Source organism: Lysinibacillus fusiformis (genome assembly GCF_003049525.1).
Classification (GTDB): Bacteria; Bacillota; Bacilli; order Bacillales_A; family Planococcaceae; genus Lysinibacillus; species Lysinibacillus fusiformis.
On record NZ_PYWL01000005.1, the window covers coordinates 25,737 to 37,005 of the forward strand.

General features: G+C 35.7%; 13 protein-coding genes. 3 read left to right on the forward strand and 10 right to left on the reverse strand.

The annotated features are described in order from the left end of the window. Positions 1 to 26: 26 nt before the first annotated feature. The 4 genes from C9J29_RS13185 to C9J29_RS13200 form a co-directional block, all read right to left on the reverse strand. A complete protein-coding gene (locus C9J29_RS13185; RefSeq protein WP_043990250.1) occupies positions 27 to 809 on the reverse strand; it encodes a M15 family metallopeptidase in 783 nt (260 codons plus the stop codon). Between the two features lie 150 nt (positions 810 to 959). Further along, complete coding sequence (locus C9J29_RS13190; RefSeq protein WP_008177088.1) at positions 960 to 1,211, reverse strand: hypothetical protein; 252 nt, start codon at positions 1,209 to 1,211, stop codon at positions 960 to 962. Between the two features lie 51 nt (positions 1,212 to 1,262). After that, on the reverse strand, positions 1,263 to 2,021 hold the full coding sequence (yidC, locus tag C9J29_RS13195) for a membrane protein insertase YidC (protein ID WP_008177090.1): 759 nt from the start codon (positions 2,019 to 2,021) through the stop codon (positions 1,263 to 1,265). A gap of 168 nt (positions 2,022 to 2,189) precedes the next feature. Next, positions 2,190 to 2,984: a helix-turn-helix transcriptional regulator gene (locus C9J29_RS13200; protein ID WP_025114261.1), complete on the reverse strand. Its 795-nt coding sequence runs from the start codon at positions 2,982 to 2,984 to the stop codon at positions 2,190 to 2,192. Positions 2,985 to 3,489: 505 nt separating this feature from the next. Here C9J29_RS13200 and C9J29_RS13205 point away from each other — a divergent pair. The 3 genes from C9J29_RS13205 (at position 3,490) to C9J29_RS13215 (ending at position 7,275) form a co-directional block, all read left to right on the forward strand. Next, positions 3,490 to 4,140 carry a LytTR family DNA-binding domain-containing protein gene (locus C9J29_RS13205; RefSeq protein WP_008177095.1) on the forward strand — a complete coding sequence of 217 codons (651 nt, stop codon included), beginning with the start codon at positions 3,490 to 3,492 and terminating at the stop codon, positions 4,138 to 4,140. A 350-nt stretch (positions 4,141 to 4,490) separates the two neighbouring features. Further along, positions 4,491 to 6,011, forward strand: a complete 1,521-nt coding sequence (locus tag C9J29_RS13210) for a succinate CoA transferase (RefSeq protein WP_008177096.1) — start codon at positions 4,491 to 4,493, stop codon at positions 6,009 to 6,011. 121 nt (positions 6,012 to 6,132) lie between these two features. Next, positions 6,133 to 7,275 carry an MFS transporter gene (locus C9J29_RS13215; RefSeq protein WP_107922306.1) on the forward strand — a complete coding sequence of 381 codons (1,143 nt, stop codon included), beginning with the start codon at positions 6,133 to 6,135 and terminating at the stop codon, positions 7,273 to 7,275. Between the two features lie 17 nt (positions 7,276 to 7,292). Here C9J29_RS13215 and C9J29_RS13220 read toward each other — a convergent pair whose 3' ends face one another. From C9J29_RS13220 to C9J29_RS13245, 6 genes are all read right to left on the reverse strand, one after another. Further along, positions 7,293 to 7,601 carry a hypothetical protein gene (locus tag C9J29_RS13220; protein WP_008177106.1) on the reverse strand — a complete coding sequence of 103 codons (309 nt, stop codon included), beginning with the start codon at positions 7,599 to 7,601 and terminating at the stop codon, positions 7,293 to 7,295. Positions 7,602 to 8,043: 442 nt separating this feature from the next. Further along, the gene (locus tag C9J29_RS13225) at positions 8,044 to 8,325 is read right to left on the reverse strand and encodes a GNAT family N-acetyltransferase (RefSeq protein WP_008177108.1); all 282 of its coding nucleotides are present in this window, start codon (positions 8,323 to 8,325) and stop codon (positions 8,044 to 8,046) included. A gap of 132 nt (positions 8,326 to 8,457) precedes the next feature. Further along, on the reverse strand, positions 8,458 to 9,372 hold the full coding sequence (locus tag C9J29_RS13230; protein WP_043990252.1) for a DUF1002 domain-containing protein: 915 nt from the start codon (positions 9,370 to 9,372) through the stop codon (positions 8,458 to 8,460). A gap of 138 nt (positions 9,373 to 9,510) precedes the next feature. Continuing rightward, positions 9,511 to 10,368 carry a CvfB family protein gene (locus C9J29_RS13235; RefSeq protein ID WP_008177110.1) on the reverse strand — a complete coding sequence of 286 codons (858 nt, stop codon included), beginning with the start codon at positions 10,366 to 10,368 and terminating at the stop codon, positions 9,511 to 9,513. Positions 10,369 to 10,397: 29 nt separating this feature from the next. Then, positions 10,398 to 10,817, reverse strand: coding sequence for a transcriptional regulator MntR (gene mntR, locus C9J29_RS13240; protein WP_008177112.1), 420 nt, complete (start codon positions 10,815 to 10,817; stop codon positions 10,398 to 10,400). Positions 10,818 to 10,939: 122 nt separating this feature from the next. After that, positions 10,940 to 11,242 carry a late competence development ComFB family protein gene (locus tag C9J29_RS13245; RefSeq protein WP_008177114.1) on the reverse strand — a complete coding sequence of 101 codons (303 nt, stop codon included), beginning with the start codon at positions 11,240 to 11,242 and terminating at the stop codon, positions 10,940 to 10,942. Positions 11,243 to 11,269 lie beyond the last annotated feature (27 nt).

Here is an 11,269-nt window from a genome sequence, read left to right on the forward strand (position 1 = left end):
TGTAGAACCGCATCTCTTCCTTTTTCTTATTTCACGCCTAAATATTCTTCTAGCGTAATGCTTTGCTTAGCAATTTCTTTAGCTACATCCTTACCAACATAACGATAATGCCAAGACTCATACATATAGCCTGTAATTTCCTCTTTGTTTTGAGGGAATCGTAGAATAAACCCATACTCTTGAGCGTGTGCAAATAACCACTGCCCTGCTGGTGTTTCTCCAAATTCCTCTGTCAGCCATACATCTTCTTTTCCACGCTCTCCTATATCAAACGCTAAGCCTGTTTGGTGTTCTGAATAGCCTGGACGAGCACTGTATCGATCTGCCGCCTCTTGTCCATCACGATTAACATAGTTGTTATAAAGTGTTGTTTGATATTCAAAAGAACGATAACCGCTAAAAGCAACTAAATCAAACCCTTGTTGCTTGGCAGCCTCTAGCATTTGATTGAGCGCTTGTCTTGCTTCTGGATTTTCTTCAGGTGCAAAGGTAGAAGGAAGCGGATAAATTTTATTTGCTAGCAGAATGCCTTTTATATACGTTGGTTCGGTAGGTAAAGTTTGATTAGGCAGATAGCCATTTTCGTCTGGTTGCTGCTCTGGCTTTTCAGGTGTTTCAGGTGTAGTGTCTGTCTTCTCTGTTGTAGAAGAATCTTGGTCTGTTGATTTATTTGTTTCTGTAGATTTTGGTTGCTCATTAGATGCACTATTTACTTGATTATTTTTATAGTTGTAAACTACAAAAATAGATACGATTAACGCAACAGAAATCAAAGCACCCATGATGAGCAAAAGACGATTGTTTTTCACTATTTATGCCCCTTTTAAAAATAGCACATACGAAAAGAGTAGGTCCTCCCTCTGTAAATACTTATCTTATTTTATTACTTGATTGATATAATCTCATTTTAGCACTGTTCACATTTTCAGGTGTGAAATTCACCTGTTATTTTGTAAATATTAGTCTGTAAGAATAATGATGAATACGATGATTGAAGCTAACGCAAAAAATATCGCCATATACTTCATCCATTTTGCTTCTTTTCCATATCCTTGTTCTTCAAAACTTTTTGCTCTAAAGCCATTTGACATGGCAAACATAATTGTCATTGCAAGTACAGCAAAATTAAATTTCCCTATAATAATAAATACAAGTGCCGCAATACTAAAAATAGCGACTAAAATGGATGATAGCCATTTTCTGTTCATCATGTTGTCCCCCTAAAAAAATCGAGGCAACAGAGGCGCCTCGACATGAATAAATTATTTTGCTTTTTCTGGATGTTGCGAATAGTACTTTCGCCCAATATATGTTTGTAGAATTAACAACGCACCACTGACAGACCAATACAAAGGTAATGCTGCCATAGATGACATCGAAATAAAGACAATCATAATTGGTGAAATATAAATAAACATTTTCATTTGAGCCTTTTGCTGCTCAGGTACAGTCCATAATGATACTCGTGCCTGAACGAGGTACACAATACCCGCTACAATCGTCATGACGATATCAGGTGACCCTAAGCTAAACCATAAAAACTCATGTGACTTCACATCTGTTGAATATAAAATTGAGAAATAAAGACCCATAATAATCGGCATTTGAATTAACATTGGTAAGCATCCCATGTTTAATGGATTAATGCCATGCTTTTGATAGAGAGCCATCATTTCTTGTTGATATTGCGTTTGCTCTTCTTTTGTCTTAGCTTCTTTCATTTTCTTCTGAACTGCTTCCATTTCAGGCTTGAATGCATCCATTTTTGTTTTCATCAATTGTTGTTGACGATAATTTTTCAACATAATTGGCATTAAGACTAAACGGATTAGAACAGTAATCGCAATGATTGCTAAACCATAGCTGCCTGCAAAGATATTGTTCCCGAAAAATTCCAATAAAAATTCCATAGGTTTTACAAAGATACTATAGAAAAAACCTTCTTTGTTTTGCACTGCTTGACAGCCACTAAGTACAAAAACAGCCAGCCCAAGCATTGAAAATAGTTTCAAATTTTTCATTTTTCCACCTACTATAATTTATCAACTACTGTGAAGTATACCTTATAGGGTCTATCTTTATCAAATAGCAAGTGCTACTATTTATGTTTGTTATTTTCATAAAAAAAGGTGCGAGCTATAGCAGTATAGCTAACACCTCTGCACCTCATATTTTTCTATGCTCAAAAGCTATGCATTTTGTAATTCTGTCTCAGCCATTTCAAATCGGTAAAATTCATGATGAAGCTCATCTCTAAAATGCTTCGGCGTAACACCAGTATACTTTTTGAAAATACGTGTAAAATAACTTTGGTTACAGAAATGGAATTGATCAGATATAGATGTGATACTTTTGTTGGTATGTCGTAAGTAGTATTGTGACTCTTCTACACGTCGAACATTTAAGTATTCAACTAATGTAATACCTACATGTTCTCTAAAAATACGTGATAAGTGACTAGTACTTATGTGGAAATTATTAGCTATACTTTCCACAGTTAAATCATTTTCTAATTCATCATTTATATACATGATCACTTTGTTGACAGTTTGATGTCGGAAAGTCGGTTGTTTGCGATCTGCAATAAAATAAACAAAGAAATCAATTAAATCATCGGCAAATTGCAAAAATTCTGCGTCTTTCATTTGGTTTTCGATCATATCATTACAAGCAATATTGAAAGCAAATGCCTTTTTTGAAGGTACTTGATTGTCTAGCAATTTTCGAGCAACGATCGAAGACAAAACGGAAAAATAACCTCGAACAATTTTAATGACCTGCTTCCCAAAACGAATTGAAAGAATATCAATTAATTCATGTAAAGATTTTTTCGCTTTGGTGGATTCTAAATGGTAAATTTCAAAAATTAATTTCGACTCAATATTAAAAAATTCTTCGACGCCGATATATTGATTTATATTATCGATTTCTTGGAAGTATCTTTTGGAAATCGTTTCTGACATAGAATGTTGATGTAGTTGCATAATCTTCCCCATCTTTCCTCAGAGTGCACGAACTGCATTACAATATTTGACATCAATCCCAGTGAATAAAAAATAAGAAAATAGTATTTATTAATTTATCTTAAGAACTGAGTCCTATTTCACATTTTTTTTAAAAAACTACCTTATAAATAACCTAACTTAAACACCAGAACACAAGAAAATAGACTATACAGTGAATTTTACCATATTCTGCGATTTCCTTTCAACCACATTTTAATTGCTACTCTAGTTCTAATTTATCACATAGCCATAGTAGAAACCTTGTAAACTTATTCCTAACAATTAAATTTTACCATATACGTATTAAAATATTTTAGTCATTATCTAAATGTATTTACAAATTATACAAGACAAATTTCACCATTCTAATGAGTCAATCGACATTTTTCTATTTTATTCCTAAATCTTCTCTATATAATTTATATGATTATGTAGTAAAATAGATGATAATACTATTTTTAAAAGTTTAGACGAGGTGTTTAAAGTGGAACCAAAACAAATAGAAGAAATTATGGAGATTATTAAGGAATTCTTTCCCGAGAATACTTCCATTGCTATCTCTGATACCAATGAGTATTTGTATTACCAGCCAAGTAAAAAGGTTGATTTAAAAATTAAACCTGGCGACCCTATTAAAGAAGGTTCAGCGGCTCACAAAGCCCTAAGCTATGGTCAAAAAATTAGCTCGTACATCGAACCTGATGTTTTCGGTGTAGCTTATTACGGTATGAGTATTCCTTTAATGGAGGAAGGCGAAACTAAAGGAGCTATTACTGCTATCTTCCCGCAAAAACCATCAGCATTCTTAACAAACTACATTACCATTAAAATCGATGATTGCTGGTACCCAATTAAGCATGATCAAGTGATTTATTTAGAAACACAACTCCGTAAAACATTTGTTAAAACAATGTCTCGTGAAGGTTATCACCGTTTAAACCTAAGTGATTTAGAGCTATTTTTAGCACCTGATTCATTTATTCGTTGTCACCGCTCTTACATCGTTAACATTGACTACATCGATGAAATTCAACCAGATTCTCACTCAACGTTTTTATTAATTATGAAAGACGGTACTCGTATCCCTGTTAGCCAACGCTATGCAAGCTATTTCCGCCGTTCTTTAGGTTTCTAATTTTAAATACAGCGAGCAATCTATGTGGATTGTTCGCTGTATTTTTTTAATCCGAAATAGATCCCCTCATGTCCCCTATTAACAATTTTTGCATAGTTTTTATGTAGAAATTACCTATATTTATACAGCTCTACAATAAAACGTTTTCTCTGTCGAAAAATCATCTTAATGCTCGATTTTCCTTTTTTTACTCAATTTAATGCTATTCATAAAGTAATTGTGACAATTTGGTGATAGTATTATTCAAATGGTTGGAGTCATACTACAACTGAATAAACAGAAAATTCTCAAATGTTTTTTCTAGTTTTGTAATCGGTTTCCATCAAAATTATTTAGGGGAGGATTTTTTTATGGATGCAAATGTTCAAAAACGCCTAGGTTTAAAAGAGCTTGAGAGTAAAATTGTCACTGCTGAAGAAGCAGCAGCGCTTATTTCTAATGGTGATGTAGTTGGGATGAGTGGTTTTACTCGTGCTGGGGACGCAAAAGTTGTGCCAATGGCTTTAGTTGAGCGAGCAAAAAATGAAGAATTCAAAATTGATGTATATACAGGTGCATCATTAGGACCAGAAGTGGATAAGTACTTAGCAGAAGCTGGTGCCATTCGTAAACGTGGACCATTCCAAGGAGACGCTGGTATCCGTAATTTAATTAACTCTGGTGATGTTTTATATGTAGATGCTCACCTTTCTCATAATGCTGAGCTAGTGCGCCAAGGAATTATCGGACCAATTAAGTATTTAATTCTTGAAGCGGTTGCTATTACTGAAGATGGGTTAATCATTCCAACAAACTCTGTAGGTAACTCACCTATCTTTGCAGAATATGCAGAAAATATTATTATCGAGTTAAACATCTCACATCCAGAAGCTTTAATCGGCATCCATGATATTTATGTACCTGGTGAACAAGGTAAGCGTGAAGCTATTCCAATGACAGACGCTATGCAACGAATTGGTGATATCGGTATTAAAGTGGATCCAGCTAAAATTAAAGCAATTGTTATTTCTGAAGAGCCAGATGCTCCTTCATTAATCGTACCTCCAGATGAAGAAACACAAACTATGGCAAACATTTTATTAGACTTCTTTAGCAATGAAATTAAAGCAGGTCGTTTAACCAAACAATTAATGCCATTACAATCTGGTGTTGGTTCTGTTGCAAACGCTGTACTTGATGGCTTTGCAGATTCAGAATTTGAAGATTTAATCGTGGCATCAGAAGTACTTCAAGATGCAGTATTTAACTTAATCGATGCAGGTAAGGTTAAATTTGCCGCTGCAACTTCAATTACATTGACTGAAGAATTACAGCAAAAAGTATATGGCAATTTAGAAAAATATGCTGATAAAATTTGCTTACGTCCACAAGAAATTTCTAACCACCCTGAGCTTATCCGTCGTTTGGGTCTAATCTCAATCAACACAGCTCTTGAGTTAGATATCTATGGTAACGTAAACTCAACGCATGTCTCTGGTACTCGTATGATGAACGGTATCGGTGGTTCAGGAGACTTCGCTCGTAACGCACGCCTTGGTATTTTTGTTACAAAATCATACGCAAAAGGTGGAGCAATTTCTTCTATCGTGCCAATGGTATCTCACGTTGATCATACTGAGCATGATGTAGATGTTATCGTAACAGAACAAGGTATCGCTGACTTACGTGGTCTTGCACCAAAAGAACGTGTACCTTTAATTATTGAAAACTGTGCACACCCAGATTATAAAGAGCAATTATGGGATTACTACAACCGTGCTGTCGAAGCAACTGGTAGCCATCAAACGCCTCACCTTTTAGAGGAAGCACTTTCTTGGCATGTAAATCTTGCTAAAAACAAAACAATGAAAAAAGAAGTTTCAAAAGCTTAATCTTCAATTTTCAGGACGCCTACTAAGTGAAAACTTATTGGGCGTTCTTTTTTATTGGAAATGTTATAATAGGAATATATGCAACTAACTTACTAATTTGTTCTAATTCATGGGAGGAGCTATGAAAAAATTTATTTATGTAATTATTTTCTTTTCTTTTTTCGACCTATTTACCCAGCTACCTGTTATGAGTACATATGCTGAGTCTTTAGGAGCATCAGCATTCCTTACAGGTCTTGCAGTAGGTATGTATTCGTTATCCAATACATTTGGTAATATAATTTCAGGCTTTTTAACGGATCGCAAAGGACCTTTTATCATACTCATCGTTGGTCTCTTAACAACAGGTTTATCATTAACACTTTATAACTTAGTAGAGGAGCCTATTGCGCTTTTAGTAGTCCGTTTTATTCATGGACTTGTTGCAGGCTTCATTGTCCCTGCCGCCTTTACATTTTTAGCAAACGCTACTGAGCAAGAAAAAAGAGGTAAGGGTAGTGCTATTTCTGGCGCATTTGTTGGTATTGCTGCTATTATTGGCCCTGCTTTTAGTGGTATTCTAGCAAGCCGGACAAGTGTCCCATTTGTTTTTAATATTACTGCAAGCTTTATGCTTTTATTAGGGATTCTTTCTTTCTTTTTACTAAGAGCAAATCAAGTAAAAAAAGAAAAAGCGGCACCAAGTACATATATTCCGATAAGTGTATTTTTTAATAATACAGGAACATTAAAGGCATTTTCAGGAGCCTTTTTCTTAATGTTTTCACAAGGTGTAATTGCATATCTTCTACCGCTCAAAGTTCAATCTCTAGGCTTTGACTCTCGTTTAAGTGGCACATTGATGAGCACATTTGGTATTATCGCTGTACTTGTTTTTTTATTACCAACTAATCGTATCTTTGATAAGGTTAACCCTCTAAAAACATTGTCACTCGGTATTGGATTAATGGGATTAAGCCAATTATTAATAAGCCAAGCCGATTCTAGCTCTTTGCTTTATCTAGCAATGGCATGTTATGGGGTTGGGTTTGGATTCCTTTTCCCTTCCGTCAATTCACTTTTAATCGATTCTACAACGGCTGAAATACGAGGAAAAGCATATGGTTATTTCTATGCATTCTTCTCTCTTGGTGTAGTATTAGGTTCTTCCTTGTTAGGATGGCTATCACTTGGAGTGATCAGCGGCTTTATCTTTACGGGAATTGTATTATTAATATTTGCTGGAGTAATACTACTCCCACACAAAAGACCTTCTCATGCATAGATGAGAAGGTTTTGTCATTATTTTTCCTTATCTTGAATTTCCTCATTATAGAAGTGGACACCAGTATGTCCTCCACCTTCAGCGACCATTTCATTTGATGCAATCTTCGTTGGAGAAGTACCAGCCTCTGTTGCCACCTCTGTTGATACGCGTTCTGCAATATTGTCGTGCATATCAGGACCTGTTGTCAGATAAGATTCTAATCTTGATTTCATATTATTAAACATCGATAGTGCTTTATCACGGTTCTCTTTTTTACTTAAATAAGATGCTGCTAATCCCGCTAATCCTGCAATGACAACACCTGTTCCTTTTCGTTTAGCCATAATTTATTACCTCCTAAAAATATAGAAACTAGCTCTGTACTATAGTTTTTCCCTATTCTTAGAAGAATAAACATTTATTTTTTTATCTCTATCTGCATATATATAAGAATAAGAAATATACTTGCCTACATATCCGCCGTACTAACCATTCTTCTATTAACATTCAGCTCAATTTTCTACATTTATCATAATTATGTAATTTTTTATGATTATAATAGGCAAGTAAAGGGAATTAATAAATTAATACTAAAAATAGGAGCGTGATTATGATGAAGGATTTCGATTTAGCGTATGATTGGATAGACATGGCTTCATTAGTAGGTGGGGCAGGCCTTTTAACCGTACTAATTTATGGTGTGATACTTCTGTAAGGAGCTACTTGAATGAGTTATCTTAGCAATTAAAAGGCAATCCGCTTACCTATAAGCAGATTGCCTTTATTTTATCGTTTTACATCATTATAAGCATCTGATTTGGCAAAGGCCGCAACTACATAGGAACAAACTGCTTCCATCTTATAGCCATGTTCACGCGCATACTGTGCTGCCTGATCAAGCAATTGTTTGGCCACCCCTTGACCTCGGAGCTTATCTGATACATATGTGTGATCCATTACCATTACTTGCCCGTTTTGTTGCCAAGTAATTTCTGCAAGTCTTTCCCCTGCTTGCTCATTCAAAAATGCAAATTTATTTCCTGCTAATTGCTGTAATTGAAATTCCATTTCTCACCACTCCTTTTATTCATAGTACCATAGCCTTTTGGATTTTCACAAAACTTGCGACTGTTCTAAACAAAAAGAATCTGTCCACTCATTCTAGTAGATGAGTATGACAGATTCTTTTATTATTCATTGTTAGTTAAACCAAGAAGATATAGTATCTTTTAAATTAGCAAAGAAGCTTTTCACACTCTCCCAAAATCCTTTATCTTCCATAAGAGAGCCGAACTTTTCTTGAATCGTATTACTAATATCGTTTAATTGTTCAGACCATTTACTGAAATCAATATCCAGCTTACTGATTTTATCCATTAAATCTACGAGCAATTGACGGTCCTTTTCACTTAAATTGATGTCAAGCTTGTTTAATTGCTCTTGAACGATCTTTTCAACTTCTTCACGTGTAGCTGGCTTTAATTCAGCAATTTGCTTTTTAATTTCTGTTAGTAATTCAGCTACCTTTGCATCATCCACACCGGCAGATTCAGCAATAGATGTTGCAACCGATAACTCCTCATTTGCTACATCTGTTCGTTCAATATCAAGCGTTTCACCTGTAGTAACCTCGTATGCCTTGTAAATACCAACTAACGCCGAATGCCCTGTTACCGCCTTAGGTGCAGCCACCTGTACTGTAGCATCTTCAATCCCCGCCGTTAACATTGCATTCGCGTACATTTCTGATGTCACCTGTGTAATATTTGTTGGTGTGACAATTTCTATTACTAGACCTTCCCCTACATCTCTTCGTGTAATTTTAGCAGAAGAATACATGCGGGAACTTGAATTACTATCTTTAATGTATTTAACTAGATCCTGACCTGATACCGTTATTTCTTCGATTTCAGGTTCTTCATTGACTTTTAATGATTTTTTTACTGACTCTTTTTCAGCTTCAGATAAATTTGCTCCATATACAACGATTGGAACGCCTAACTTTTCATCAATTGCTTTCGGAGGCGTATTATCAGATGCAAACCCTGTCGCTGGTGCCATCACACCAAATACCAACATAGTAGCTGTTAGTATTTTCATCCAAGTTTTTTTCAAATCGTGTGACCCCTTTCGATAAAACCTCATAATTAGCCTGTATAATGTATACCACTATACAGTTATTAGTACGTAAAAAAGCAGAGAAGGTTTCAAGGATGTCTCTTGTCGCTATTACTTAGTTTAATTAATCGTCCACTAGACTTCTTCAGTCCAGCCGTCCTGTTGCTTCACTTTACCAGCTTTCATCAATGTTCCTAAGGCACGTTTAAAGGCACCCTTACTCATATGAAACATTTCTTGAACTTCTTCAGGAGAGGATTTATCGCCAAATGGCATTTTGCCCCCAACATCCTGTAGATAGCTCAAAATTTGCTGCGCATCATCGGAAAGGCGCTCATGTTTTCTCGGTAAAAGAGAACCGTTCATGGAGCCATCTTCTTTTACATCAATAATTCGAACTACTACATCTTGTCCTAAGCGTGGCTCTGCATTACGCTCTGATTCATGCACAAAAATACGATATGGATGTTCTACACCTAATAAAAACGAGCCAACTGGTAACAAACGGTATGGGCGTGCCTGAATGTTTTTATTATGCAAATCTTCAAATGCACCTTCATATAACTCCAAAATCTTTTCTTCCGTTGCTAATCGTCCAAATAAATCACCGTTACGATCTGTGCGTAGTGTCATAAATAAATGATCACCTGGAACCGGCCATACTTCTTTTAATGGTGGTAAATCCTCTGCTTTAACTAACACTTCTCGAGAGGAACCAATATCTACATAAGCCCCTTCACGTTCTACTACTTTTAGCACTTTCGCCCAACCGTATTCTCCTTGTGTAAAAGCTGGGATTGCTGTTGTAGCAGCTAAATCCCCTCGTCGATCTACAAATAAAAATACTTCAAGGCGGTCACCTACTGTTAGCGGCTCTGTTACCTCTGAAGCATTTAAAGGTAGTTCTTCAACTCCATTTGTTAAAATCCATTTTGATGTTTGTTGCTCTAATACCGTTAATGTAACGACTTCACCTGATTTTAATGCGTCCATATTGTCTCCCTTTCCTCCACACTATCATTTTATAGATTGTGCTGTGTCTTTGATGCCTCTAATTTTTTCACGATGTCTGGATTCTCTTCCATTACTTGCACAAGATCCGCTATACGATCGATTGAATTCCAACTTAAATGATGCTCAATTCCTTCAACATCATTATATATACGCTCTTCATCCACACCAATCATTCGTAAAAACTGCTCGAGCAATTCATGACGCTGCACAAGACGCTTTCCTAGCTTTTCACCTTTCGGCGTCAATGTCAGTCCACGGTATTTTTCATAAACTAAATAACCATCTTTATCTAATTTTTGAACCATTTTTGTAACAGAAGAAGGAAGAACAGATAATGCTTCAGCAATGTCAGACACTCGCGCATATCCTTTGTTAGCGATTAGTAAATAAATTTGTTCGATATGGTCCTCCATACTAGGTGTTGGCATATCCTTTTCCCTCTCTTTCCTTTTCTTACTCTCTAGTTTACTACAAGCTTGGCTTAAAAGTTAACTGAAAATACATATGCCAGAAAATCACGACCTGTACAACTTAAAAAGAGCCTCTTCATTTAAGAAGTAGGCTCCACTTTGTGTCGAGGATACTTATTTACCACATGTAACGCGTGAATAATCTCTTTGTTGATGCGCTCAATACTTTCAGGAGTATTCATTTCCTTAAATGCCTCGTCTCTAGCTTCCATAGATGTAACATACTTACTCGGCAATGCATTTAGTGTAAGTGCCACCGTGTCGAGTTCACAGATTTCGCATTTACAAAATGTTTGATATTCCGGTCCTCGTAGTAAAAAGCTTACTAAACCACGCACAATCTCTTCTGTAACATTTACTAAAATAGGATCTGACTTATTCAAACTTTCGCCTCATTTTATATTGAATGG

Coding starts and splice junctions, on each gene's coding strand:
- C9J29_RS13190 (WP_008177088.1), bottom strand. CDS start 1,211: ATGATGAACAGAAAATGGCTATCATCCATTTTAGTCGCTATTTTTAGT.
- yidC (WP_008177090.1), bottom strand. CDS start 2,021: ATGAAAAATTTGAAACTATTTTCAATGCTTGGGCTGGCTGTTTTTGTA.
- C9J29_RS13200 (WP_025114261.1), bottom strand. CDS start 2,984: ATGCAACTACATCAACATTCTATGTCAGAAACGATTTCCAAAAGATAC.
- C9J29_RS13210 (WP_008177096.1), top strand. CDS start 4,491: ATGGATGCAAATGTTCAAAAACGCCTAGGTTTAAAAGAGCTTGAGAGT.
- C9J29_RS13215 (WP_107922306.1), top strand. CDS start 6,133: ATGAAAAAATTTATTTATGTAATTATTTTCTTTTCTTTTTTCGACCTA.
- C9J29_RS13220 (WP_008177106.1), bottom strand. CDS start 7,601: ATGGCTAAACGAAAAGGAACAGGTGTTGTCATTGCAGGATTAGCGGGA.
- C9J29_RS13225 (WP_008177108.1), bottom strand. CDS start 8,325: ATGGAATTTCAATTACAGCAATTAGCAGGAAATAAATTTGCATTTTTG.
- C9J29_RS13235 (WP_008177110.1), bottom strand. CDS start 10,368: ATGGACGCATTAAAATCAGGTGAAGTCGTTACATTAACGGTATTAGAG.
- mntR (WP_008177112.1), bottom strand. CDS start 10,817: ATGCCAACACCTAGTATGGAGGACCATATCGAACAAATTTATTTACTA.